Raw genomic sequence first — 23,651 nt, forward strand, 5'->3', positions numbered from 1 at the left:
CGGAATTTGTCAAGGTGGATGAGTCCAGTGGGTGTTACGCCGCTATCGAATCGTGCTCTTGATCGGTGTCAGTTGTTTCTGCTGGTTTGTTGATCCACGCGGTGTCTGGGAGGTCGAGGATTTTCGGTGCGGCAGTGCTGCCGAAGCGATGCGGATGTGCAGCGCGGGCGGCGTCGAGAACGAGACGGCGTTCGGCTGCCTTGCGTGCAGCCAAGCCGTAGTGGACATCGGCGGGAGTGTGCAGTCCGATACCGGTGTGGCGATGTTCGTGGTTGTACCCATCGGTGAAGATATCCATGAATTCCCTTGCCTCGCTCAGTGATCGGAACCGATCCGGGAAGCCGGGGCCGTATTTCAAAGTTTTGAACAACGACTCCGAGTACGGATTGTCGTTCGATACCCGAGGCCGGGAGTGGCTTCGGGTGACCTCGAGATCCGCGAGGAGTGTCGCGACGGTTTTACTGGTCATCGAGGTACCGCGATCGGCATGCACGACGTGCGGGACGCCATGGACCGCGAAGATCTGTTCCATCAATTCCTTTGCCAGCACACCGGATTCATGACTATGAACGTGCACTCCGACGATGTAGCGGGAGTAGATGTCGATCATCACGTACGCATCGAAGTACTGCCCTTTCACCGGGCCGGCCAGTTTGGTGATATCCCAGGAGTACACCTGCCGCGGCGCGGTCGCGACCAACTCTGGGCATGCCCTGGCCGGGTGCCGAGCGAGTCGCCGTCGATCGCTGACCTGTCTGTTCTCGCGCAACACTCGATACATCGTCGACACCGAACACAGGTAGATGCCCTCGTCGAGGAGTTGGGCGTAGATCTGTAGCGGTGCGAGGTCGACGAACCGGTCGCAGTTGAGGACGCCGAGAATACGTCGCCGTTCGCTGGTGGTGACTTTGTTGACCGGCTCCGCCGCTGGTTCCTGCGGCACCGGCGGTGTCGGTGCTGTAGCTGCGGCACTTCGACGTGTCGCCGTCGATCGGTGCAGACCGGTGAGAACGCTGCCCTCGCGGGAGCTAATTCCGATGCCGGTCAGTGTGGTGTACGCAGTGGTCATCGCTTGTTGTTCTTCTCGTCGAAATCCGCGCTCTCGGAGAGAGATTCCAAGAGCGCGTGTGCTTTTCCCATGATATCCAGTGCGGCTTCGGTGGTGTTCAGTCGCTTGTTCGCGCGGTTCAATTCACGGGTGAGGCGGGCGATCTCGGCTTGCTCGGCGGTAAGCTTGCCGACCTTCTCGCCGGGCTTTTTGCCGACGAGAACACCGGCGTCGCGGTGTTTGCGCCATTCGCTGATCAACGACGAATACAGTCCCTCGCGGCGTAGGTATGCCCCGCCGTCGCCGCTCTGGCAGGCTTGCTCGTAAGCACGCACGTGTTCGATTTTCTCCGCCGCGGTGAACGCCCGTCGCCGTCGTGGTCCGTCTGCTCTCGGATGCGCTGAATCCATGCGTTCATTGTCGCCGCTGACCGGCGTCTTGGTGGTGATGGCCATGGTGTGTGTCGATCCGTATCTCGCCCTGCATCAGGCCGGGTTGCTATGAACCACTGGACTCACCTCACCCTGGCACGCAGGGAAGGCGCACAGTGTAACCACAACGTGTTCGCATCCACGAGATGCTGATCATGACTGTGCGGACCGATCTTTAAGTGCACCCATCCTTTGCGCACGCAATAGGTTCCGCGCCGCGAAAAGCATGAGGTCTCGGTCGATCGGCGGATTGGGGCTCAACCCTCCGGCTCGGTGAGCCCCTCTCGCTCGTCACGTTCGGCCCATTCCACGAGCGGATCGATGGAGAACACGGCATCGTCGATGCCCTCGTGCAGGTCGCCCAGTTCGGCGAACCTCGCCGGGACGGTGAACATCGTGAATTCCTGTGGATCGACATCGCTCACCTCGTCCCAGGTAATCGGTGTCGACACGGTCGCTCGATGGTTTCCACGCACCGAATAGGCGCTCGCGATCGTGTGGTCGCGGGCATTCTGGTTGTAATCGACAAACAGTTTCTTCGGGTCACGGTCCTTACGCCACCAGGTGGTCGTCACGTCTTCGGGTGCCCGGCGCTCGACTTCCCGCGCGAAAGCCAGTGCGGCCCTTCGCACGTCCTTGAAACCCCAGTCCGGCTGGATCCGCACGTAAACGTGAAGGCCATGTCCACCAGAGGTTTTCGGCCAGCCGACGGCTCCGAGATCGTCCAAAACTTCCTCCACGATACCCGCGACGCGCCGAACTCGGTCGAACGGGCAGTCCGGCATCGGATCGAGGTCGATCCGCCATTCGTCGGGCTTCTCGACATCGGCCCGACGGCTGTTCCATGGATGAAACTCGACCGTCGACATCTGCACAGCCCACGCCACATGCGCCAACTCGGTCACGCACAACTCGTCGGCCGTCCGGTTGTAGCGCGGAAAATTCACGCGTACGGTCTCGAGCCACGGAGGTGCGCCGTGGGGCACACGCTTCTGGTGGACCTTCTCCCCTGCGAGGCCACTCGGAAAGCGGTGCATCATGCAGGGGCGTTCACGCAGCGCGCGAACGATCCCATCTCCGACGCTCAGGTAATAGTTCACCAGGTCGAGCTTGGTCGCTCCGCTCTCGGGAAAGTACACCCGATCGGGGTTCGAGATGCGCACCGTCCGCTCGCCCACCTCGAGTTCGATCGCCGGTGCTGCCCTGGCCAAGGTTTTACCCCGCCACGCACATGATGATCAGCGACTTCCTTGCCGTTCCTGACATTTCATGTGTTCCGGAATCTGTGACACACATCGGAAAATCATAGCCTGCTCACCGCTTTTGCGGGCTACAGTCAACCTCCAGGTGCACTGTTACGAGTACACCCAACCCATATGTGCTGTTGAGAAAGTTTGTACCCGAGGCTCCGCCCGCCCGCAGTGGGTGCATCATCGCTCAGTGCAATAGCACCGAGCATCTGACACAGGAGTTCACATGAGCGGAATCGCGGTCCTCCTACTAGGCGCCTTGTTGTGCTTTTATGGAATCCGATCTGTCCATCTGGCGGTACTGGCCGGAGGATTCGGACTCGGCTGGCTGGTTGCGAACATATTCACCGCGACCTTGACGACACTGTTCCTATTCGCGCTCATCGGCGCCGTCACGGCGTGGATCGTGACGACCCTGATCTTCAAATTTTCCACCTACCTCATTGGTGGCCTCACCGGCGCGATGATGGGGGCGCGAATCGCCGACCTGCTCCAGCACGGGGATAAAAGTTGGGCGCTGAGCGCGATCGTCGTACTGAGTTTCGCGGTCGCATCAGCGTTCATCGCTGACAAGTACCGCGCGCGGGCGCTGTTGTGGCTCACCTCGATCGGAGGCGCGAGCATGATCCTGAGCGGCCTGAGTACGACTACGGACGCGCTCGAGTTCCTCCGCACCCCGGACACCTCTGGGCAGCAGGTTCTGTCGGCTGTCGCATGGATCGCGCTCAGCGTGGCCGGATGGATCGTCCAGCGCCACTTGTTCGCAGACAAGCTCGGTATCGAGACAGTCGCGTCGCGGCGTGAAACCGGGCCCGTCAAGAACTAGATGCGGTCCACGCAGCTTGGGTGAACCGAGCCGGTCACAAGCCCATCTGGTCGCTCGGCCACGATCCCCAGTCAGGGTCCTTGCCTCGAGCTGCTATGTCGGTTTTCCTGCGTATCATCCACCATCCGGTGAGGACGACGATTGCGGCGAGGGCAAACCCATCGATCCAGCTCATCAGGGGTCCTGTTCGTCGGCCGGAAGCTCTGCACGATCTTCACGAAAGTCGTTGCGCTGGGCTGCCTGTTGCCGGACCCAGTCCTGGGCCTCGGAGTGCGCACACCGAAGGGCTTCACCGATGTTCGCCGTGCCGCGGTAGACATTGTCTGCGCCAAGAACGTCCAGGATTCCTCCTAGTCGGAGTTGTTCGATCAATTGTTCGTTGTCGGTGACTACGACGAGCTTGTTGCCAGCTACATTCAAAGAAAGGGCATATTTTTTCAGGACGTCGAGCAACGTCGCCCCTGCCTCATCGGCGCCGCGGATCCGGAGAATCACCACCGATCCATGCGATTCGGGACCGACCTGAGGCATCCGGTCGAAAAGCGCGGCCGCAGTGGCGAAGAAGATTGCGCCGTACGGCTGCACGATCACCACTTCACTGCGCGGCAGGGTATTCGGCGGGCTGGTCTCCACGGCCGTGCCGTCTTCACGAATCAGTATCCGGCGGGTCACCAGCCGCGAGGACTGCATGATGACGAAAAGGATGACGGAGATCCCGACCCCGACAAGTACTGCGTACTGAAGCGGCACGATGATCGTCAACACGAAGGTGATGATCATGACGGCCAACGGAACATTGCCGGTTCGCGCGACCGCAAGGAGCTTCGATGGCCGAACGGTGCCCACGCCCACCACGATGAGCAAGCCTGCGAGGGCGGGCATCGCGACACGTTCGACAACTGGAGCGAGGACGACGATTACCAGCGCCATCACGCCGCAGGCGTAGAGCAGGGAAGCACGACTGCGGGCGCCGGCCTGAACGACAAGCGACGTTCCCGACATCGACCCACCCACCGGCATCCCCTGGAACAGTCCGGCCACGACATTGCCGGCGCCCTGCCCGACAAAATCCTGCGAGGCATGCGTTCGTTCACCCTCACGGTTCGGGAAACCCGCCGATACCCCTGCACCTTGGACCAGCCCGACAAAGGCCAATGACAATGCGGGCACGATCAGCGTGGGGATATCACCGAGGACCGGCAGCACAGGTAGGGGGAGGGAACTTGGAACGTCCGCGACATCGCCGACCACAGCGACGTCATACCCCAGTTTCCCCGCGACAGCAGCGACTACGGAGCCGACGACGATCGCGACGACGAGACCGAGCGCATCGAGTTTGGTCTTCTGAAGTAGCAGTATCAATCCCACCGTCACGACTCCGACAACGAGAGTCGCCAGTTGTATACCGCCAGGGTGGATCAACAAGTCGAACGCACGGACGAGCCGATTCGGGCCGTCGGCCTCGTATCCAGTGAAGTTGTCGAGTTGGCCGAGCACTATGTTGACACCGACCGCGCCGACGAAACCGGTCATCACCGAGTTGGACACAAAACGAAGAGCGCTGCCCAGACGAAGCAAACCCACGACGATCATCACCACCCCGGTCAGAATTGCCAGGGTGAACAGTGACCGTGCAGGATCGTTCTTCGACGCCAAATCCACATCTGCGACGATGATCGACATTGCGCCGGTTCCCTGGACCGCCATGAAAGTGGTGCTGGTGAAAAGTGTGGCCCCCGCCATCCCATACAGGTAGGCGTACAACCCAGCAAGGGGATTGACACCGGCAAGCAGGCCATTTGCGAGGCCGTCGGGCACGCTCTCGACGCCGAGGACGAGGCCGGCCATAGCGTCATCCTTGAACGTTCCCCGTCGGAAAATCGACCGCGGCGACATGATCGGAAATTTCATGTCAGCTCCCGCCGCGGTGCCGTGCCCGCTGCATTGTTCTGGCATTTTGTCGGCATGCTGCGCATGTAGTGGCCAACACGATCCCCCAGGTAAAAGAGCACTGGCCTTCCACATCGTCACCAATGGCCACGATCGACGTCGGCTTCGACGATAGGGCAACGGAATGGCCTCCGCATACCCTTTGCGAGTTCAGTGAAGATAGTCGACCTGTGGAGTGCCGAAACGAAAAAGCCCGACTCCACTAGGGAGTCGGGCTTTCTCAGCGGTAAAGCGGGGGGAACGGACTCAGAAGTCCATGCCGCCCATGCCACCGGTCGGATCGCCAGCGGGCGCTCCGGCCTTTTCGGGCTTGTCGGCAACGACGGCCTCGGTGGTGAGGAACAGAGCCGCGATGGACGCTGCGTTCTGCAGTGCCGAGCGGGTGACCTTGACCGGGTCGTTGATGCCTGCAGCGAGCAGGTCCTCGTACTCGTTGGTCGCGGCGTTGAGGCCGTGACCTGCGGGCAAGTTGCGGACCTTCTCAGCGACGACGCCAGGCTCGAGGCCGGCGTTGAACGCGATCTGCTTCAGCGGTGCTTCGAGGGCAACGCGAACGATGTTCACGCCGGTTGCCTCGTCGCCGTCCAGCTTGAGGGAGTCGAGTGCCGGGGACGCCTGCAGCAGCGCGACGCCACCGCCGGCAACGATGCCCTCTTCGACAGCAGCCTTGGCGTTACGCACAGCATCTTCGATGCGGTGCTTGCGCTCCTTGAGCTCGACCTCGGTCGCTGCTCCGGCCTTGATGACTGCAACGCCGCCGGCCAGCTTGGCCAGACGTTCCTGCAGCTTCTCGCGGTCGTAGTCGGAATCGGAGTTCTCGATCTCGGCACGGATCTGGCTGACGCGACCGGCGATTGCGTCGGAATCGCCCGAGCCCTCGACGATGGTGGTCTCGTCCTTGGTGATGACGACCTTGCGTGCCTGGCCGAGCAGTTCGAGTCCAGCGGTCTCCAAGGAGAGGCCGACCTCTTCGCTGATGACCTCGCCACCGGTGAGGATGGCGATGTCGGCGAGCTGTGCCTTACGACGGTCACCGAATCCGGGAGCCTTGACGGCCACGGACTTGAAGGTGCCACGGATCTTGTTCACCACGAGAGTGGAGAGAGCTTCGCCCTCGACGTCCTCGGCGATGATGACGAGCGGCTTGCCGGACTGGATAACCTTCTCCAGCAGGGGCAGCAGGTCCTTGACGGTGCTGATCTTGGAGCTGACGAGCAAGATGTACGCGTCTTCGAGGACGGCTTCCTGACGCTCTGCATCAGTGGCGAAGTACGCCGAGATGTAGCCCTTGTCGAAGCGCATGCCCTCGGTGAGCTCGAGCTGCAGGCCGAAGGTGTTGGACTCCTCGACCGTGATGACGCCTTCTTTGCCGACCTTGTCCATAGCCTCGGCGATGAGCTCGCCGATGGCTGGGTCGCCCGCGGAGATACCAGCGGTAGCAGCGATCTGCTCCTTGGTGTCGATCTCCTTGGCGGAAGCGAGCAGCGACTCGGTGACGGCTGCAACAGCCTTCTCGATGCCGCGCTTGAGGCCGAGCGGGTTGGCGCCGGCTGCGACGTTACGCAGGCCTTCGCGGACCAGAGCCTGGGCGAGAACGGTGGCGGTGGTGGTGCCGTCGCCTGCGACGTCGTCAGTCTTCTTGGCGACCTCCTTGACGAGCTCGGCACCGATCTTCTCGTAGGGATCTTCGAGCTCGATCTCCTTGGCGATGGAGACACCATCGTTGGTGATCGTGGGAGCTCCCCACTTCTTTTCGAGCACGACGTTGCGACCCTTGGGTCCCAACGTCACCTTTACTGTGTCAGCGAGGGCGTTGAGGCCTCGCTCGAGGCCACGGCGTGCCTCTTCGTCGAACGCGATGATCTTGGCCATTACGAAGTGATCCTCCGGATTGGGGGTGACACATTTCTGGCCGAGTTGGGTGCCCGCGACGGACGACCAGGGGTGTCCTTGATCCCCAGCCTCACCGTGTCCCGACCTGGCACTCACGTATCGAGAGTGCCAACTGCATTTCTAGCACTCGACCATGGCGAGTGCAAGGTCGACCGGCACTGCATGGTCGATTTGCTGGCCCGACTTCCTCAGCGTTCGCTCAGGGCGCACCCGCCCAGCGTCGACGGGGGACAGAAACTCATGCTCGCAACTCTCCCGCGACCACCGGCGTCGACCCTATTCTTGTTCTCGACAACGGACGCCCGGTGAGAGCTCGGGCGACACAACAGATTGGGCATCGATGTTCATTGCGACCGTCGTAGTAACGATTTTCCTCGCTGTATCGCTGACCTTCTCGGCGGTCGGAAAGTTGACCGAGAACCCGAAGGTCATCCCCATCATGGAACAGGTCGGCGTGCCTGCCGACAAGATCCCCTGGCTTGCCTACATCGAAATCCTCGGCGCGATCGGCCTGATCGTCGGACTGTTCGTCTGGCCCATCGGGGTCGCCGCCGCAACCGGAGTGATCTTGTACTTCATGGGCGCGGTCATCGCTCACTTCCGAGTGAAGGACAGCGGTTTCGGTCCCGCTGCATTCCTCGCCGCTGTCGCCGTTGCCGCGCTGGTTCTACGTCTACTGTCCGTGTGAGCAGTCGGTGGCCGGCAGGTCCGTCAAGAGCCGGACGAAACGATGATGGGGACCATGACGGCAGCCGTGACCGCAACGTTGACATCCTCCACGGCCTTTCGGACCGCTGAACTGGCCCAATCGCCCTCGGCAATCTCCTTGGCGCGCTTTTTTACTGCCTTCTTGTCCACTCCTGGCAATACCTTGGGTATGGCATCGATGGCCGAAACCAGCGAAATCAACGCCGAAATCTCAGGGGCCGGTGTCGTGCCGTCGACGATCGCGCTACCGATCCCCTGACGCGCCCAGTTCTTGCGAGTCACCTCGCGCGCCGGCCAGGACACCGTAGGGAAGAGCCCGAGCACTTTGTCGTGACGTTCGAGAACCAAGCCCTGCTGGGCGAGCCTGGACCCCACTTCCTTGTTCAAATTCCTCTGAAGTTTCTCGATCACCCGCTGCGGCTTCAGCAGACCGTCTCGAGCTCCGATTAAGGCATGCGCACGTGCAAGGAGGGGGTCAGCGGGCGCCGGGCCCGTCACCGCGAGCCGACCCGCCTTGAAGGACTCGCCTTTCGAGGTGATGCGCACACAACCCTCGACAGCCAATTCCAGAACGACCGCACCGGCCAGCACCCGTGGAAATTTGGTGCTGTCGACGATCGGCTTACCGGTGACATCGTCCACCAGTAGCAGGAACAGGTCCTCGGCGATCAATGTCATAGGCCGAGATTACCGACAACGTACGGATACGAAACGGCAATCATCGCTTGCAGCACAGTGACGTCGACGTCGGACAACTTGTTGATGTAGAGGCAACCTGCGCCCGTCTTGTGTTTTCCGAGCCTGCCCAACAGCGCTTTCGACTCCGGCGCATATGTCAGTCCGTAGAGTGCCAACGACGCTTTCCGTGGCGAAAACCCGACCGCAAGTGCGTCGCCTTCCCTGCCACTGTCGTACCGATAGTGATACCGACCGAAACCGACCATCGTCGGGCCCCACATCACCGCCGGCATTCCGGTGGCAAGCGACATCATGTCGTGCAATGCAAGTCCGTCCGCACGCCGCACCGGATGCTCGACGGCTCGTAGCCAATCGAGGACGTCGACATCGGTAGGTCCCGTCTTGTTCTCTGCCACTTCTCCGCCTGGGAATCGCTCTACGGGCCTTTGGGCAGAGATCAGATCTGGCCGCGTCTTATCAAGTCGATTTCCCGTGGCGTCAGCAGCCGTTCCAACTGCTCACTCGGCCACTTACGGGGTCGCCCACTCATCCGGGCCGACTCGAGTAGCGGCACGTCCGCGCTTGTACGTCGCAACATCGAATGAAGGTTCACGATCGATCACTCCGTCGAACTGATTTGGCTGATTCCTCGTTTGTTCTATCGCCAGTGTTCGCCCGTTGTTACCCATTGTGTGTGAGGCGCGCTGAGGCGTTTCGGATCCGTCGTCCATGGGTAAGGTCCAGCCGAACGGGAAGCCACAATCGATCGGGGCTATAAGTTGAGTAAGACCGGGGATTCATCTGCATCCGACGTCGTCGAGTCGGTGCAGGACAATGGCGCATTCGAGAAGGCCGCACGTGCCGGCCATTTCGTCAGCGGCGTGCTCCATATTCTCATCGGCTACATCGCCATCAGGTTGGCGTTCGGGCAAGGTGGAAACGCAGATCAATCCGGTGCGCTTGCCGAGCTCGGCGAGAAGCCCGGCGGATCCATCGCTCTGTGGGTTGCCTTCGTCGCTTTCGTGGCTCTGGCTCTGTGGCGTGTCGTCGAATCCATCGTCGGTAAGAAGTCCGACGACGATTCCGGCAGCGTGATGGACCGGTTGAAAGCCGCATCGCTCGCCATCGTCTACATCGTCTTCGCGTGGACGACCTTCGGGTTCGCCAGCGGATCCGGCAAGTCGAGCGGCAAGCAGAACGCATCCATGACGTCGGAATTGATGGGTAACGGCTTCGGCAAGTTCGTTCTCGTCGTCGTCGGACTCGTCATCATCGGCGTCGGCGGCTACCACGTCTACAAGGGCGTATCCAGGAACTTCCTCGACGACCTGGAGGGCTACACCGGCAAAACCGTCGAGCGCCTCGGGATCGTGGGCTACTCCGCAAAGGGCATCGCCCTTATCGGTGTAGGAGCGCTCGTCATAGCTGCTGTCTTCACCTCGGATCCGAGCAAGGCGACGGGCATGGACGGCGCACTGAAGACCCTCGGCGAACAGCCGTTCGGTCAGGTGTTGCTGATCGTCGCGGGCGTCGGCATCGCGCTGTACGGGCTGTACTCCTTCGTGCTCGCACGGTACGCACGGATGTAAAAACTCGGCTGTCGATATGGGCATGGTGTTCCAGTTGCACCTCTACCAGGCGGGATGCCGTCTCGTTCGAGCGCGACCGGCACACCATGGCAACCGCTGTCCATAATCCTGACCTCCATCCACAGGTTTTCTGTTGCCCCAGCTCGCATCGATCGAGCGCGTCCAAGCGTCGGCGATGCTCACCGCCGTGCATCCCCACGCAATCGCTACCCGTAGCCAGCTCCTCGCCGCCGGCATACCCAACAGCACTATCACCCGCAGGTACGAACGTGTGCTGCCAGGGATCTACAGCGCCGACCAGCCGACCACCTTCGCTCGCTGCTACGCCGTCACACTGTGGCAGCCGAACGCACTGCTCAGTCACCGAACGGCAGCCTGGCTCTACGGGTGGATGGACGAGCATTCGATGATCGAAGCGACACTGCCCGCGGCATCCAAGGCTCGAACTCCGTTCTGGCTCAGAATGTATCGTCGAGACCTGCCCGCATCCGACACCACCGAGGTCGTGCAACTCCCCGTCGTCGCCCGCGAACGAACACTGATCGATTGCATCGCCGTGATGACACCGGAGGCCGTCGCTCGAATCGTCGACGAGCGCCTCGCGACAGACATCGATGCGCAAGTTATAGCCTCGAAAATTCGAAGTACCCCCAGACGTCGAGGCAACTCCCGCGCATCCAGCCAGCTTCGTAGTGCCGCGTCGGGATTTGCCTCGGAGCCCGAACGTGTACTCGATCGCGCGCTCATCGCGTGCGGTCTCCGGATCGCGACCAACCATTGGGTTGGCAACTACGTGTGCGACTTCGTCGACGAACTCGCACGGGTCGTCGTCGAGGTGGACGGCCGTGAGTTCCACAGCGCGCCCGAGGTGTTCAGCAAGGATCGGCGTCGGCAGAACGATCTGGTCCTCGACGGTTGGCTCGTGCTGAGATTTTCGGCATTCGATGTGATGGCAAACCCGGAGAAGACTGCGCGACAGATTGCCGGGGTAGTGCGCCGGCGCCGGCGTGCACGGAATTGATGGGCATGGCGTTCCAGTTCCGCCTTGACCGAACGGAATCCCGCCTCGCGCGTGCACAATCGGAACACCATGCCCGCACCCCGGTATACGATCCTGCCCAACTGCGTGTGACGCTCGGTTGCACTCATCAACACGGAGGTACATGTGAGCAAGACTCTCGAAGCCACGATCGACATCGACGCCAAGCCTGAGCAGGTATGGAAATTAGTCTCCGACCTGAAGCGCATGGGCGAGTGGAGTCCGCAGTGCAAGCTCATGAAGGTCTTCGGCGGAGATATACGACGCGGCACCACCACGCTCAACATCAACCGCAGGGGACTTCTCGTCTGGCCGACCAGGTCGAAGGTGATCGAATTCGAACCGAACCAGAAGATCGCATTCCGCGTCCTGGACAACAAGGCGATCTGGTCGTATTCCCTGACTCCGAACGGGACCGGCACCACTGTCGTCGAAAAGCGCGAAGCACCGAACGGCACCACCGCGATTTCGTCGTTCCTGGTCAAGAACGTGCTCGGTGGCAGCGACCAATTCGATATCGAATTGGTCGACGGCATGAACAAGACCCTTCAGCGCATCAAAGCGGAAACCGAAAAGGGCTGACATGTTTGGTTGGTGATTCGCCTGGGAATACCGGTTGAGCACTATCCACGGCTACTTATCAAGAGGGGGCACCAATCATGTGGCAGTTCATCGTTTACATCATTATCGGCGGCTTGGCCGGCTGGATCGCTAGCAAGATTATGAAGACCGACGCCTCGATGGGCATCATCTTGAACATCGTCGTCGGAATCATCGGCGGACTGATCGGCGGATGGATTCTGAGGTTATTCAACTACGACACCGACGGCTCTGGATCGATCGTCACTTTCATCACCTGCCTGCTGGGCGCAGTCATCCTCTTGTTCCTCGTCAAGTTGGTCATGGGCCGTAGCAAGGTCTGATCGACTCACACTTACCGACTGCCGGGGCTTCCACGTACTGTGTGAGGCCCCGGCAGTCGTCTGTGCCGAAGCCTTGTATACCAACAGTCATAAGGAGCGAAGTGGCACGCCGTCCCACCCCGATCGGTCAACCTCCCCGAACTGGGGTCGCACACGTCATCGACCTGGTCCGAGAGACAGTCCCGCCCCTGCACCCGGCAGGGCTTCCGTTCGTTGCAGGCCCTCTTGCAGTGGCCGTTCTCGGCCGTAAGTACAAGTGGGTGCGGCTGGCCGGACTCACTGCAGCCGGCGCTTGCGCCACATTCTTCCGGCATCCGAGCCGCGTTCCACCGAACCGCCCCGGTGTCGTCGTCGCTCCGGCGGACGGGCTGGTGACACTGGTCGATACAGCAGTGCCCCCTTCCGAACTCAGCCTCGGTAGCGATCCGGTGCCGCGCGTCAGCATCTTCCTGTCCGTCCTCGACGTTCACGTCCAGCGCGTACCAGTCGGCGGCGAGGTGCTCGAGGTCGTACACCGCAGCGGACAGTTCAAGTCCGCCGATCTGGCCGAAGCGAGCGAGGTCAACGAGCGAAACAGCATGCATATACGTACCGCTGCGGGCCAGGACATCGCAGTCGTGCAGATCGCCGGACTCATCGCTAGGCGCATCATCAACAACGCCAAGATCGGCGACAAGCTCACCATCGGCGACACCTACGGTTTGATCCGATTCGGCTCGCGCGTGGACACCTATTTCCCACTGGGCACCAAGCTGCTCGTCGAGCGTGGCCAACGCGCAGTCGGCGCCGAAACTGTGCTCGCCGAGCTTTCCCAGTAAGGGTCCGGGCGATGATCACCAGACGCTCACGGCCACCTGCCGCCATCAGACTTCTGCCGTCGATCGTGACAATTCTTGCACTGTGCGCAGGGTTGTCTGCGGTCAAATTCGCACTGAGTGATCAGCTGGGCGTTGCACTTGCCATGATTGGAGCGGCAGCGGTCCTCGACGCCCTGGACGGACGCATCGCGCGTCTCCTCGACGCGACGAGCAAGATCGGTGCCGAACTGGACTCGCTGGCCGACGCGATCTCGTTCGGTGTTGCACCTGCGCTCGTGCTGTACGTGACGCTGCTCGACGGCAGTAGCTTCGGCTGGATCGTCGCACTGACCTACGCAGTAGCAATGGTTCTGCGTCTCGCGCGATTCAATACCCTGCTGGACAACGACACCCCGACCTACGCCTCGGAGTACTTCACCGGTGTTCCTGCTCCGGCGGGGGCGCTCATCGTGTTGGTGCCGATTGCAGCGTTCGAAGAGTGGGGCGACGGCTGGTGGGCGTCGTTCTACGTCGTCGTCGGATGGACATTGTTCACTGCGGCACTGGCTGTGAGCCGGATTCCCACGCTCGCGCTCAAGTCAGTGTCGGTGCCTCCGCGGATGGCCGCGGCACTCCTGATCATGGTGACGCTGACCGCTGCTGCACTGATCACCTATCCGTTGATCCTGTTGATGGTGCTCGTGTTGGTGTACCTCGCGCACATCCCGTTCGCTGTTCGCTCCCAAAGATGGGTTGCCGCGCGGCCGTACACGTGGGATGCCAAACCGTCCGAGCGCCGGGCCGAGCGCCGAGCGATTCGTCGCGCGCCCAACAACGCACGTAAGTCCGCCGTCCGCCTGGGTCTTCGCCGGCCGCGGGGCCCGAGGTGAGCGCCCCCGAATTGGTCCTGACCGCCCGCCTGAACACTTCTGCGGCCGATGCTCGCCGCGGCGTGGTGCGACTGCACCCCGAGGTGCTCGCGGCACTCGGCATTCGGGAGTGGGACGCGGTGGCACTCATCGGTTCTCGTCGGACCGCAGCGGTTGCGGGACGGGCACCGGAGGGCACCCCGCAGGGCACGGCTTTGCTCGACGACGTCACGCTGTCCAATACCGGGATCAAAGAAGATGGTTCGGTAGCCATCGCCCCGGTGACCGTCTATGGGGCGAAGTCCGTTCGACTCTCCGGGTCAGCTCTCGCCGCGGGGTCGATCTCTGACACCACCCTCCGCCAAGCACTCTTGGGCAAGATTGTGACCGTCGGCGACACGGTGTCCCTGCTCCCCCGCGACCTGGGACCGGGGACCAGTTCCAGCGCTGCCACGCAAGCACTCTCACGCACCTTCGGTGTTGCATGGACTACCGAACTGCTGACGGTCTCAGCCGTCGAACCATCCGGAGGACCGGTGAGCGTTCAACCCAATTCCGCCGTCGGATGGGGACAGGGCCGACCACCGACGGCCCCCGAGGTGATCCCGGCGATTCCGCCCGCCGAACTCGTGGGCGTGTCGGTCCATCAGGCGAAATTGCTCGAATGGCTTCGCCTCGCTCTCGACGAGTCCGAATTGCTCGCCAAGCTGGGTGCGTCGCCGCACCTCGGCGTACTCGTGACCGGTCCGGCAGGCGTCGGGAAGGCAACTCTGGCACGCGCCGTACTTTCCGGACGTACTGTCGCCGAACTCGACGGTCCTTCGATCGGCGCCCTGGAGGCATCCGACCGAGTGGATGCGGTCGCTGCTGCCATAGACAGCCTGGCAGGCAACGGGGTGCTGCTGGTCACCGATATCGACGCTCTCCTGCCCTCGCTCGCCGAGCCTGCGTCGACGCTGGTCCTCGATCATCTGCGGCGGGCCGTCGCCACCGAGGGGATCGCGTTCGTCGCCACTACTGCTCATCCCGAGAGCACGGACAGTCGAGTGCGCGCCCAGGATGTGTGCGATCGCCAGTTGACCTTGACCCTTCCGGACAGCGCGGGCCGAAAGGCGCTACTGGAGCATCTACTCCGCAAAGTCCCGACAGACGCCCTCGACCTGAATGAAGTAGCTTCACGGACACCAGGTTTCGTCGTCGGTGATCTAGCAGCACTGGTACGCGAAGCGGCACTGCGTGCAGCGTCTCGGGCCAGCGACAACAAGAGCGATCCCGTCATCGTGCAATCCGATCTCCTCGCCGCACTCGATGTGATCAGGCCGCTGTCACGCTCGGGCACCGAGGAACTCGCGATCGGCACCATCACCCTGGACGACGTCGGGGACATGGTGGAGACCAAACAGGCGCTGACCGAAGCGGTGCTGTGGCCGCTGCAGCATCCCGATTCATTCGCGCGGCTGGGTATCGATCCCCCACGCGGGGTATTGCTCTACGGACCACCCGGGTGCGGCAAGACCTTCCTCGTGCGCGCGCTGGCCAGCTCCGGTCAACTCAGCGTCCACGCAGTCAAGGGCGCCGAGCTGATGGACAAGTGGGTCGGATCCTCGGAAAAGGCTGTGCGCGAGCTGTTTCAGCGTGCCCGAGACTCCGCCCCGTCGTTGATCTTCTTGGACGAGGTCGACGCGTTGGCACCTCGACGCGGCCAGGGTTCGGACTCGGGCGTCGGCGATCGCGTCGTAGCGGCGTTGCTGACCGAGCTGGACGGCGTCGAGCCGCTGCGCGACGTGGTGGTGTTGGGTGCAACCAACCGGCCCGATCTGATCGATCCGGCTCTACTTCGTCCAGGACGCCTCGAGCGCTTGGTCTTCGTGCCGCCGCCGGATGCCGACGCCCGCAAGGACATCCTGAAGGCGTCGGGAAAGTCGGTCCCGCTGGCTGCCGACGTCGATCTCGACGCGCTGGCGGAGGGGCTCGACGGATATTCGGCTGCGGACTGCGCGGCACTACTGCGTGAGGCAGCGTTGACTGCGATGCGTCGGTCGATGGATGCCGCGGACGTCACGGCCGCCGACGTCGAGGCTGCCCGAAAGACGGTGCGCCCCTCACTCGATGCAGCACAAGTGGCGCATTTGAAGGCCTACAGCGCAGCGCGCTAGCGGGATGGCCACGTCCATCCCGCCGGCGATGAGCCTTACTTCCAGCGCGCGAGGATGCCTTCGGCATGCTTGCTCAGCGAGGCTTGGAACAGCGGCCCGAAGCTGATGCGGCCAACACCGAGTTCGGCGAAGTGCGCCAGGTCGCCGTCCGCCGGGTTTGCGATCGCGTTGATCGGGAGCGGCAGTTCGGTTGCGAGACGCTTGTAGTCGGCGTCGTTGTGGAATCCGACGGGGTAGAGCGAGTCTGCACCTGCGGCTGCAGCGAGCTTCAGGCGTGCGATGGCCCGGTCGACGCGGCCGTTTTCGTCACCGATCTGCTTGACGAACAGGTCGGTGCGGGCATTGATCACCACGTGCACGTCGGTCGCGTCCGATGCAGCTCGCAGCGAGCCGACGAAATCGGCATGCTCCTGTGCTTCACGGAGTCGCCCACCTTCACTATGGACGGTGTCTTCGATGTTGAGGCCTACGGCGCCTGCCGAGATGAGACCGTCGATGAGCCGCTTGGGGTCCTGCCCGTAGCCTGCCTCGATGTCGACGGAGAGCGGCGCGTCCACGGCAGAGGTGATCTGCGAGACGCGGGTGAGCAGTTCTTCGAAGGTGATTCCTTCGTTGTCCGGCTTGCCGAGCGAGTCGGACACAGGATGACTGCCGACGGTGAGCGCGGTGAACCCGGCCGAGATGGCGAGGTTCGCGGACCATACGTCCCACACGGTCGGCAGTACGACGGGATTGCCCGGCTTGTGAAGCTCGAGGAGTGTGGTGGCCTTCTGAGACAGGTTCGTCATGGGTGTGGCTCCTATACCGATCGGGAGAACGTACGTTCTCACCCCAACGTACCCGAAAGGTGTATTCCCCTCAGTCGATCAGATCGAGTTCACGCATTCGGTCGAAGACCAGCATCGACCCGGGTGCGACATCGGGCATCGCCGCATACTCGTCGCGTGTGAAGTACCGGATCTCCGCAATCTCGCTGGTCGCGACCGGTTCCGATGCCAACTCGGCCAGAAAGCAATTCATCCGTAAGCCGGTGCCCTGTGGGTGTCCCCAGGCGGCACACTCGAAGACTCCGAGCAACTTCAGCGAACCGTCGAGGACTGCTGCATCGAGTTCCTCGCGAACCTCCCGATGCAGCGCGTCCTCGGCGCTCTCACCTGGATCGATCTTTCCGCCTGCCATGTAGAACACCGACTTCCCTGCCGATCTGGCCTGGATCATCCGACGATCCCGCACGAACGCCAGCGCAGCAGTCCTGATCACACTTCCACTCACGTTTCATCCATCCCACTCATGCCATCCCACTCATGCCATCACACCAGCATTCACGAACCAGCCAGAATCTTGTCGAGACGTTCGTAACCCTCTTCGACGCCTTGCGCCATCCCGCTTTCGACCATTCCATCGCGCCCTTCCTGCGACGGGTACACACTGTGCGCTTCGATACGCGTTCGACCGTTTCCGAGATCGACGAAGTTGATCGCTTCGATACTCACGACGTCGGGGTAGCCCTCGAATTCGAAGGTCTGGATCGCGAACTCGTTCTCCCGCACCACATGAAAGACACCGTTGAAGGTGTACTTCTCACCTTCCGGGTTGGTGTGCGCATAGCGGTAGCTGCCGCCCGACTCGAACTCGTACTTCTCTATCTGCATGTCGTAACCGTGCGGTCCGAGCCACTGCCTGATCAGCTCCGGTTCCTTGTGGGCACGAAAGACGGATGCGACGGGCGCGTCGAACTCGCGGCTGATGTCGATGAACGGGACACCCTCGGGGACGGAGATCGTGACGGGATTACTCATCGGTTTCCTCCTTGATGTTTGCCAGCAGCGAATCGAGCCGCCGGAATTGTTGTTCATGAATGGTTCGGTACCTGTCGATCCACGCGGTCAGTTCCTCCAGGTGCGCAGCATCGAGATGGACCGGTCTGCGCTGGGCATCTCGGGAACGAGTGACCAACCCGGCTGACTCCAGTACCGCGATGTGCTTCGAGACGGCCTGCTTACTGATGTCGAACGGCTCGGCAAGATCGTTGACGGTCCGCGGCCCGCCGCTGAGCCGAGCGACGATTGCGCGTCGCACTGGATCGGCGAGGGCCATGAACGCTTTGTCCAACCGATCTTCGGTGTCGTCACCGCCCTTGATGATCAACCATCTCCTTTATCAATGAATCTGTTGATTACACTACCTGGATCCTTCGAACCGTCAAGACCCTCTCAGCACCGGGTAACGGCGTCACGCCCGTGCAAAGTAAGATCGAAGCCAATCCATCTCGTCGGCCGCGAACACGGCTCACGAGTGTTCTCGACAATTGTTCGACTACTCGACGCCGCCCCACGACCACCGTGTCTCCCTCGTCGGCGACACGACCCGAGACGACGGAGTAACTTCTTGCTCGCTATCTTGTTGGCGCACACGGTCGCTGCCGTGTTTGCGCCCCTTGCGGTGCGAAATTGGGGCCGCAACGCTTTCTTCCCGCTCGCACTTGTTCCGTTGGCGAGCCTGATCTGGGTCTTCGCGAATTGGAATACCGAGCAGACGCTGAGCATCCAATGGGTTCCCGGACTGTCGATGAACTTCGACATGCGGTTCGACTCTCTTGCCGCGATCATGTCGCTACTGGTCCTCGGCATCGGGGCGCTGATTCTGCTCTACTGTGCGCGCTACTTCGAGGACGACGAACCTCGCCTCGGCATCTTCGCCGCGGAGATGGTCGCCTTCTCCGGCGCGATGTTCGGACTCATCACCAGCGACAACATGTTGGTGCTGTACGTCTTTTGGGAAATCACGACGGTCCTGTCGTTCTTGCTCGTCGGCCACTACGCCGAGCGGGCCTCGTCTCGACGTGCGGCGACGCAGGCGTTGCTCGTCACCACCGCAGGCGGCCTTGCGATGCTCGTCGGCATCATCATCCTGGGTCAGGTTGCCGGCAGCTACAGCCTCTCCGCCGTCATCGCCGACGCGCCCGGCGGGTGGCTCGCGGGTGTCGCCGTCGTACTGATTCTCATCGGTGCACTCAGCAAATCGGCCATCGTTCCGATGCACTTCTGGCTGCCAGGGGCAATGGCAGCACCGACTCCGGTCAGTGGCTATCTGCACGCCGCGGCCATGGTCAAGGCCGGCATCTATCTCGTTGCGCGGATGGCACCGGGTTTCGCAGACTCAGGGCCCTGGCGAGCGACGGTCATCTCACTCGGCCTGGTGTCGATGATCCTCGCGGGTTGGCGTGCACTACGCGCTTTCGACCTCAAACTCATCCTCGCATTCGGCACGGTCAGCCAACTCGGGTTCCTGATGGTCCTCGTCGGGATCGGGACCGAGAAGGCGATGCTCGCAGGCTTGGCCATGGTCCTCGCTCACGCCATGTTCAAAGCGACACTCTTCATGGTCGTCGGCATCATCGACCACACCACCGGAACACGCGATATCCGCAAGCTCGCGCACCTCGGCAAGAAGGTACCGATACTGGCAGGTATCGCCGCGCTCGCCGCCGCCAGCATGGCCGGGCTGCCGCCGCTCCTCGGCTTCGTCGGCAAAGAAGCGGCCTTGTCGGCAGTCATCGGCACACCGGTGCTGAATCCGACGGTCAGCGTTGTGGTCGTCACCGCCATGGTGATCGGGTCGATGCTGACCGTGACGTACAGCATCCGCTTCGTGTGGGGTGCGTTCGGTCGCAAGCAGCTCGAGCGCGCGAGCCCGGCGGTGAATAAGATGCACCAACCAACCGGCCTCTTCTTGGCCGCGCCCGCATTCCTGGCGATCCTCGGACTCCTCGCAGGCATCTTCTCCCCGGTCGTCGACGCCATCGTGAGCCCCTATGCCCGTACGACGCCGTCCTACGGGCAGGCTTCGTACCACCTTTCGCTGTGGCACGGTTTCAATCTGCCGCTCGGACTGACGGTGATCGTCGTGAGCGGCGGTGTGGCTCTGTTCATCGCACACCGCATTCTGAACCGGCTCAAGTTCGAGCACCCGCCGCTCGGCAACGCCGACCGCGTTTACGACGCAGTACTCAAGGGGATGGACACGCTGTCCATCCGATTGACCGGTTCCACCCAGCGCGGGTCGCTGCCGGTCACACAGGCAACCATCCTTCTCACCCTCGTGCTGCTGCCGATGATCGTGCTGGCCGTCGGGGACGTGCCGGGCCTGGACTTCAAGCTTTTCGACAACCCGCTGCAGATGGTGGTGGCACTGATCATGATCGCCGGGGCGCTCGGCGCGACGGTCATGCGTAACCGTCTCGCCAGCGTGCTCCTCGTCGGCGTCGCCGGATACGGCTGCGGCATCATCTTCGCCATCCACGGCGCTCCCGACCTGGCCCTGACACAGTTCCTCGTCGAGACACTGACCCTCGTCGTCTTCGTTCTGGTACTACGCAAGCTGCCTGCCGAAGTCGACGACCGCGGATCTGTCGGTTGGCGCATCCCACGTGCACTGCTTGCAATCGCCGTCGGCGCCGCCGTGACGATCCTGGGCGCGTTCGCGATGAACGCCCGCAACACCGAGCCGCTGTACCTGCAACTACCGGACGCCGCCTACCTACTCGGCGACGGTAAGAACATCGTCAATGTTCTGCTGGTCGATATCCGCGCCTGGGACACCCTGGGCGAGATTTCGGTGTTGCTGGTCGCGGCAACCGGCGTCGCAAGTCTGGTGTTCCGGAACCGGCGGTTCGGCACCGCTCCGCGCGTGTCCGACGCCCCGGCCAGCAGTTCTGAAAGCGGAGCCGGCTCGGATACGACCTGGTTGCTCGGGGGCGATCTGATCGACCCGCGGCATCGTTCACTAATTCTCGAAGTCACCACTCGCCTGGTCTTCCCGACGATCATGGTGATGTCGGTGTACTTCTTCTTCGCCGGCCACAACGCGCCCGGCGGAGGTTTCGCCGGCGGTCTGACGGCCGGTCTGGCGCTGGTACTCCGATACCTTGCCGGTGGGCGATACGAGCTGGGTGAGGCGGTGCCGATCGACGCAGGCAAGATCCTCGGCCTCGGCCTCATCTTCGCCGCGGGCACTGCCGTGACTTCTTTGTTCCTCGGCGCGCCGGCATTATCTTCTGCGACATTGGAATTGACATTGCCGATCCTCGGTGACATCAAGATTGTCACTGCCTTGTTCTTCGATCTCGGCGTCTATCTCATCGTCGTCGGTCTCGTACTCGACATACTGCGCAGTCTCGGCGCTCGTCTCGACGCTCAGGTGGAAACCAAGAAGCAGGTGAACGCGCGATGACCGCAAATCTCGGAATGCTGATCATCGTCGGAGTACTCGTCTCGTGCGGGGTGTATCTGCTCCTCGAGCGTTCTATCACCAAGATGCTTCTCGGGCTGCTTCTGTTCGGCAACGGAGTCAACCTCCTGATCCTCACCGTCGGCGGCCCCCCAGGCAATCCCCCGATCGTCGGGCGCGGCACGACCATTTACCAAGAGATGGCAGATCCGTTGGCGCAGGCGATGATTCTGACGGCGATCGTCATCACGATGGGCATTGCCGCGTTCGTGTTGGCATTGGCGTACCGCTCCTTCACGCTCAATACCAAGGACGACGTCGAGAACGACCCGGAGGACACCAAGGTCTCCAAGCGTCGATCGGTCGCCGACGCACCGGACCGCGACCGCTCCGACGACCCCGTCACCGGCGAGCCGAGTTTCAGCGGCGACGCCTTCGACTCGCAGGGAAACCCGATACCCATCGACGAATTGAAGAATATCGAAGATCTCGAATGTTATGAGGACCTGCACGAAGGCGATTTCGACGATGATGACGACGAACCCGAGGTACAGGGTCTGGACGGGATCGACAGTGCCGTCAAAGATACGACACCGGTAAAGAAAAAAACGAAGAAGAAGGGTGATGCGAAATGACCCTTCCCGCGGGCACAACCGACGTTCTCACCCCTCTCCCCGTCCTCATCCCGATGATTGCTGCGGCCCTGACTCTCGTCCTCGGTCGTCGTCCACGCGCGCAGCGGTTCATTACTGTCGTCGCGTTGACCGCGGTCGTCCTGGTCTCCGGTGCACTGCTTTATCTTGCCGATCGAGACGGAGCCACTGCGCTGCAGGTCGGTGGCTGGGATTCGCCCATCGGAATCTCGCTGGTGGTCGATCGTTTGGCCGCGATGATGCTGTTGGTCAGCTCGATCGTGTTGCTCGCCGTGATGGTGTACTCGATCGGTCAGGGTATTCGTGACGGCAGCGAAAACCAGCCGGTGTCGATCTTTCTGCCCACCTACCTGGCGTTGACAGCGGGAATCTGCAACGCTTTCCTCGCCGGCGACTTGTTCAATCTGTATGTCGGATTCGAGGTTCTGCTCGCCGCCTCGTTCGTGCTGTTGACCCTCGGAGCCAGCGCGGACCGCGTCCGCGCCGGCGTCTCGTACGTCATGGTCTCGATGGTGTCTTCGTTGATCTTCCTGGTCGGAATCGGGCTCGTCTATGCCGCCACCGGTACGCTCAATCTGGCCCACATGGCGACGCGTCTGGAAGACATCCCCACCGGAACCAAGACTGCAATTTTCGCCGTCCTTCTTGTTGCTTTCGGGATCAAGGCTGCGGTATTCCCGCTGTCGACATGGCTTCCCGATTCGTATCCGACAGCTCCGGCTCCGGTTACCGCGGTCTTCGCGGGCTTGCTCACCAAAGTCGGCGTGTACGCGATCATCCGTGCGCATACTCTGCTGTTTCCCGACGGCAGTCTCGACAATGTGCTCATGGTGTGTGGTCTGCTCACGATGCTGGTCGGTATCTTGGGCTCGATTGCTCAAAGCGACATCAAACGTCTGCTCTCGTTCACGCTCGTCAGTCACATCGGGTACATGATCTTCGGTGTCGCTCTGTCCACACAATCAGGCCTGTCCGGCTCGATCTACTATGTAGCGCACCACATCATCGTGCAGACGACGCTGTTCCTCGTCGTCGGACTGATCGAGCGTCAAGCCGGATCCTCGTCGCTACGACGGCTCGGCGGGCTGGCCGCGGCGAGCCCCGTTCTGGCCATCGTTTTCCTGGTCCCGGCTTTGAATCTTGGTGGCATTCCGCCGTTCTCGGGCTTCATCGGCAAGGTCGCATTACTACAGGCAGGTAGCGCGGACGGCAGTGTTCTCGCCTGGATCCTTGTCGCGGGTGGCACGGTCACCAGTTTGCTGACGCTCTACGTCATCGCTCGTGTCTGGACGAAGGCCTTCTGGCGAGCGCGGGCCGACGCACCCGAAGGGGACCTGGCCGATCACAGCCCTTCGGCGCTACTGGACGATTCGACGGATATCGCTTTCGGTGACCGCGAGGATGTCGGACGCATGCCGGCGTTCATGCTCATCCCGACGATAGGTTTGGTCATTGTCGGGTTGGCACTGACAGTGTTCGCGGGCCGGATCATCGACATCAGCGATCGCGCGGCAGCGGATCTGCGAGACAGGTCGGTGTACATCGAAGCGGTACTCGGAGCGGAATACGCGGGCGATCGCGCTGCCGAAGCAGCGGAGGGCAAATGAAGTAC

General features: G+C 61.9%; 23 protein-coding genes. 12 read left to right on the forward strand and 11 right to left on the reverse strand.

Annotated features, from left to right (window positions below; all coding sequences use genetic code 11):
- Positions 1–34: 34 nt before the first annotated feature.
- Together BJI47_RS09835 and ligD are read right to left on the reverse strand one after the other, a co-directional pair.
- A protein-coding gene (locus tag BJI47_RS09835) for an IS3 family transposase (protein ID WP_254900348.1) occupies positions 35–1,458 on the reverse strand; the annotation gives its coding sequence in 2 pieces (ribosomal slippage) (positions 35–1,131 and positions 1,131–1,458; 1,425 coding nt in all).
- 278 nt (positions 1,459–1,736) lie between these two features.
- Positions 1,737–2,690: a non-homologous end-joining DNA ligase gene (ligD, locus tag BJI47_RS09840; RefSeq protein WP_088943557.1), complete on the reverse strand. Its 954-nt coding sequence runs from the start codon at positions 2,688–2,690 to the stop codon at positions 1,737–1,739.
- 265 nt (positions 2,691–2,955) lie between these two features.
- On the opposite strand from ligD, the gene BJI47_RS09845 reads away from it, so the two are divergent.
- Positions 2,956–3,555: a DUF4203 domain-containing protein gene (locus BJI47_RS09845; protein WP_088943558.1), complete on the forward strand. Its 600-nt coding sequence runs from the start codon at positions 2,956–2,958 to the stop codon at positions 3,553–3,555.
- Between the two features lie 34 nt (positions 3,556–3,589).
- On the opposite strand, the gene BJI47_RS24060 is transcribed toward BJI47_RS09845, so the two are convergent.
- The 3 genes from BJI47_RS24060 to groL form a co-directional block, all read right to left on the reverse strand.
- On the reverse strand, positions 3,590–3,730 hold the full coding sequence (locus tag BJI47_RS24060) for a hypothetical protein (protein ID WP_176224779.1): 141 nt from the start codon (positions 3,728–3,730) through the stop codon (positions 3,590–3,592).
- Positions 3,730–5,580 (reverse strand): SulP family inorganic anion transporter, encoded by a 1,851-nt coding sequence (locus BJI47_RS09850; protein WP_368655882.1) that lies wholly within the window; start codon positions 5,578–5,580, stop codon positions 3,730–3,732. The genes BJI47_RS24060 and BJI47_RS09850 overlap by 1 nt, the downstream gene beginning before the upstream one ends.
- A gap of 171 nt (positions 5,581–5,751) precedes the next feature.
- Positions 5,752–7,377: a chaperonin GroEL gene (groL, locus tag BJI47_RS09855; RefSeq protein ID WP_084346279.1), complete on the reverse strand. Its 1,626-nt coding sequence runs from the start codon at positions 7,375–7,377 to the stop codon at positions 5,752–5,754.
- A 361-nt stretch (positions 7,378–7,738) separates the two neighbouring features.
- On the opposite strand from groL, the gene BJI47_RS09865 reads away from it, so the two are divergent.
- Complete coding sequence (locus BJI47_RS09865; protein WP_088943560.1) at positions 7,739–8,086, forward strand: DoxX family protein; 348 nt, start codon at positions 7,739–7,741, stop codon at positions 8,084–8,086.
- A gap of 23 nt (positions 8,087–8,109) precedes the next feature.
- Here BJI47_RS09865 and BJI47_RS09870 read toward each other — a convergent pair whose 3' ends face one another.
- Entirely contained in the window at positions 8,110–8,784 is a 675-nt protein-coding gene (locus BJI47_RS09870) for a GPP34 family phosphoprotein (protein WP_088943561.1), read from the reverse strand.
- Entirely contained in the window at positions 8,781–9,200 is a 420-nt protein-coding gene (locus tag BJI47_RS09875; RefSeq protein WP_088943562.1) for a DUF1801 domain-containing protein, read from the reverse strand. Before BJI47_RS09875 ends, BJI47_RS09870 begins: the two co-directional genes overlap by 4 nt.
- 363 nt (positions 9,201–9,563) lie before the next feature.
- Here BJI47_RS09875 and BJI47_RS09880 point away from each other — a divergent pair, with 363 nt between their 5' ends.
- The 7 genes from BJI47_RS09880 to BJI47_RS09910 all read left to right on the forward strand — a co-directional run bounded on the left by BJI47_RS09880 (position 9,564) and on the right by BJI47_RS09910 (position 16,157).
- Complete coding sequence (locus BJI47_RS09880) at positions 9,564–10,373, forward strand: DUF1206 domain-containing protein (RefSeq protein ID WP_176224780.1); 810 nt, start codon at positions 9,564–9,566, stop codon at positions 10,371–10,373.
- 133 nt (positions 10,374–10,506) lie between these two features.
- Complete coding sequence (locus tag BJI47_RS09885; protein ID WP_254900497.1) at positions 10,507–11,394, forward strand: DUF559 domain-containing protein; 888 nt, start codon at positions 10,507–10,509, stop codon at positions 11,392–11,394.
- A 144-nt stretch (positions 11,395–11,538) separates the two neighbouring features.
- Positions 11,539–11,994: an SRPBCC family protein gene (locus BJI47_RS09890; RefSeq protein WP_088943563.1), complete on the forward strand. Its 456-nt coding sequence runs from the start codon at positions 11,539–11,541 to the stop codon at positions 11,992–11,994.
- Positions 11,995–12,071: 77 nt separating this feature from the next.
- The gene (locus BJI47_RS09895; RefSeq protein WP_088943564.1) at positions 12,072–12,335 is read left to right on the forward strand and encodes a GlsB/YeaQ/YmgE family stress response membrane protein; all 264 of its coding nucleotides are present in this window, start codon (positions 12,072–12,074) and stop codon (positions 12,333–12,335) included.
- Positions 12,336–12,436: 101 nt separating this feature from the next.
- The gene (locus BJI47_RS09900) at positions 12,437–13,153 is read left to right on the forward strand and encodes a phosphatidylserine decarboxylase (RefSeq protein WP_088943565.1); all 717 of its coding nucleotides are present in this window, start codon (positions 12,437–12,439) and stop codon (positions 13,151–13,153) included.
- An 11-nt stretch (positions 13,154–13,164) separates the two neighbouring features.
- The gene (gene pssA, locus BJI47_RS09905) at positions 13,165–14,022 is read left to right on the forward strand and encodes a CDP-diacylglycerol--serine O-phosphatidyltransferase (protein WP_088943566.1); all 858 of its coding nucleotides are present in this window, start codon (positions 13,165–13,167) and stop codon (positions 14,020–14,022) included.
- Positions 14,019–16,157 carry an AAA family ATPase gene (locus BJI47_RS09910; protein WP_088943567.1) on the forward strand — a complete coding sequence of 713 codons (2,139 nt, stop codon included), beginning with the start codon at positions 14,019–14,021 and terminating at the stop codon, positions 16,155–16,157. The genes pssA and BJI47_RS09910 overlap by 4 nt, the downstream gene beginning before the upstream one ends.
- A gap of 35 nt (positions 16,158–16,192) precedes the next feature.
- Here BJI47_RS09910 and BJI47_RS09915 read toward each other — a convergent pair whose 3' ends face one another.
- From BJI47_RS09915 to BJI47_RS09930, 4 genes are all read right to left on the reverse strand, one after another.
- Positions 16,193–16,945 carry an isocitrate lyase/phosphoenolpyruvate mutase family protein gene (locus BJI47_RS09915; protein ID WP_088943592.1) on the reverse strand — a complete coding sequence of 251 codons (753 nt, stop codon included), beginning with the start codon at positions 16,943–16,945 and terminating at the stop codon, positions 16,193–16,195.
- 70 nt (positions 16,946–17,015) lie between these two features.
- Positions 17,016–17,429, reverse strand: a complete 414-nt coding sequence (locus BJI47_RS09920; protein ID WP_254900498.1) for an NUDIX domain-containing protein — start codon at positions 17,427–17,429, stop codon at positions 17,016–17,018.
- A 50-nt stretch (positions 17,430–17,479) separates the two neighbouring features.
- Positions 17,480–17,956: an SRPBCC family protein gene (locus BJI47_RS09925; RefSeq protein ID WP_088943569.1), complete on the reverse strand. Its 477-nt coding sequence runs from the start codon at positions 17,954–17,956 to the stop codon at positions 17,480–17,482.
- Complete coding sequence (locus BJI47_RS09930; protein ID WP_088943593.1) at positions 17,949–18,254, reverse strand: helix-turn-helix transcriptional regulator; 306 nt, start codon at positions 18,252–18,254, stop codon at positions 17,949–17,951. The genes BJI47_RS09925 and BJI47_RS09930 overlap by 8 nt, the downstream gene beginning before the upstream one ends.
- A 291-nt stretch (positions 18,255–18,545) precedes the next feature.
- Here BJI47_RS09930 and BJI47_RS09935 point away from each other — a divergent pair, with 291 nt between their 5' ends.
- Genes BJI47_RS09935 through BJI47_RS09945 form a run of 3 tightly spaced genes read left to right on the forward strand, consistent with a single transcriptional unit; the run spans position 18,546 to position 23,646 of the window.
- Positions 18,546–21,389: a Na+/H+ antiporter subunit A gene (locus tag BJI47_RS09935; RefSeq protein ID WP_176224781.1), complete on the forward strand. Its 2,844-nt coding sequence runs from the start codon at positions 18,546–18,548 to the stop codon at positions 21,387–21,389.
- Positions 21,386–22,021 carry a Na(+)/H(+) antiporter subunit C gene (locus tag BJI47_RS09940; protein WP_088943570.1) on the forward strand — a complete coding sequence of 212 codons (636 nt, stop codon included), beginning with the start codon at positions 21,386–21,388 and terminating at the stop codon, positions 22,019–22,021. Before BJI47_RS09935 ends, BJI47_RS09940 begins: the two co-directional genes overlap by 4 nt.
- On the forward strand, positions 22,018–23,646 hold the full coding sequence (locus BJI47_RS09945) for a Na+/H+ antiporter subunit D (RefSeq protein ID WP_088943571.1): 1,629 nt from the start codon (positions 22,018–22,020) through the stop codon (positions 23,644–23,646). The genes BJI47_RS09940 and BJI47_RS09945 overlap by 4 nt, the downstream gene beginning before the upstream one ends.
- The last annotated feature ends 5 nt before the right edge of the window (positions 23,647–23,651 follow it).

This window comes from Rhodococcus sp. 1168, assembly GCF_002091955.1.
Lineage (GTDB): Bacteria > Actinomycetota > Actinomycetes > Mycobacteriales > Mycobacteriaceae > Rhodococcoides.

Excerpts from the sequence above, each read along its gene's own strand:
- BJI47_RS09845 (WP_088943558.1), top strand. The coding sequence starts at position 2,956 with ATGAGCGGAATCGCGGTCCTCCTACTAGGCGCCTTGTTGTGCTTTTAT.
- BJI47_RS24060 (WP_176224779.1), bottom strand. The coding sequence starts at position 3,730 with ATGAGCTGGATCGATGGGTTTGCCCTCGCCGCAATCGTCGTCCTCACC.
- BJI47_RS09850 (WP_368655882.1), bottom strand. The coding sequence starts at position 5,580 with ATGTGGAAGGCCAGTGCTCTTTTACCTGGGGGATCGTGTTGGCCACTA.
- groL (WP_084346279.1), bottom strand. The coding sequence starts at position 7,377 with ATGGCCAAGATCATCGCGTTCGACGAAGAGGCACGCCGTGGCCTCGAG.
- BJI47_RS09865 (WP_088943560.1), top strand. The coding sequence starts at position 7,739 with ATGTTCATTGCGACCGTCGTAGTAACGATTTTCCTCGCTGTATCGCTG.
- BJI47_RS09870 (WP_088943561.1), bottom strand. The coding sequence starts at position 8,784 with ATGACATTGATCGCCGAGGACCTGTTCCTGCTACTGGTGGACGATGTC.
- BJI47_RS09895 (WP_088943564.1), top strand. The coding sequence starts at position 12,072 with ATGTGGCAGTTCATCGTTTACATCATTATCGGCGGCTTGGCCGGCTGG.
- pssA (WP_088943566.1), top strand. The coding sequence starts at position 13,165 with ATGATCACCAGACGCTCACGGCCACCTGCCGCCATCAGACTTCTGCCG.
- BJI47_RS09915 (WP_088943592.1), bottom strand. The coding sequence starts at position 16,945 with ATGACGAACCTGTCTCAGAAGGCCACCACACTCCTCGAGCTTCACAAG.
- BJI47_RS09925 (WP_088943569.1), bottom strand. The coding sequence starts at position 17,956 with ATGAGTAATCCCGTCACGATCTCCGTCCCCGAGGGTGTCCCGTTCATC.
- BJI47_RS09930 (WP_088943593.1), bottom strand. The coding sequence starts at position 18,254 with ATGGCCCTCGCCGATCCAGTGCGACGCGCAATCGTCGCTCGGCTCAGC.
- BJI47_RS09940 (WP_088943570.1), top strand. The coding sequence starts at position 21,386 with ATGACCGCAAATCTCGGAATGCTGATCATCGTCGGAGTACTCGTCTCG.
- BJI47_RS09945 (WP_088943571.1), top strand. The coding sequence starts at position 22,018 with ATGACCCTTCCCGCGGGCACAACCGACGTTCTCACCCCTCTCCCCGTC.